This is a genomic window from Pseudonocardia adelaidensis (assembly GCF_039543345.1).
Lineage (GTDB): Bacteria > Actinomycetota > Actinomycetes > Mycobacteriales > Pseudonocardiaceae > Pseudonocardia > Pseudonocardia adelaidensis.
Genome location: NZ_BAABJO010000109.1, coordinates 1 through 543 on the forward strand (window position 1 = coordinate 1; position 543 = coordinate 543).

Sequence of the window (543 nt, forward strand, 5' to 3'; positions counted from 1 at the left end):
GGCCGGACGGGGCGCCGCGCAGCGCGGACCGCAGCTGCGCCGCCCGCCGCTCCGCGGTGTCGACGGCGCTGCGGGCCTCCTGCTCGGCGCGCGCGGCGGCGGTCTCGTCGGGGTGCCGCTCGACGACGGCGCGTTCGACGGCCCGCCAGGCCTGCTCGGCGGTGTCGCGGCGCCGCTCGGCCTCGGCGACGCCGTCGCGGGCGGCGGGCAGGGCGCTCGCGCGGGCGGCGGCCTCGCTGCGGGCCCAGTCGACGAGCGCGGTCCAGCCCGCGAGCACGTCCGGGCCGGCGGGGGCGGGCGCACCGAAGGGGACGAGCGGGTCGCGGGCGGCGCGCAGCCCGGCCGCGGCCGCGTCGACCTCGGCGCGGAGCTCCTCGACGGCCGCCGCGGCCGCGTCCCGGGCCCGGCGGGCCGCCCGGACGCCCACGGCGGCCAGGTCGGCGGCGCCGGCCAGCCGGTCGAGGTCGGCGAGGCCGGCGTCGAGGTCGGCGATGGCGGGGAGCTGATCGGCGGCCCGGAGGGCGCCGTCGTCCGGGACAGCGG

1 pseudogene is annotated in these 543 nt (G+C 84.7%); it reads right to left on the reverse strand.

Going from position 1 to position 543, the window contains the following annotated elements:
• Window positions 1–543, reverse strand: a pseudogene (locus ABEA81_RS42460) (hypothetical protein); the annotation flags it as partial.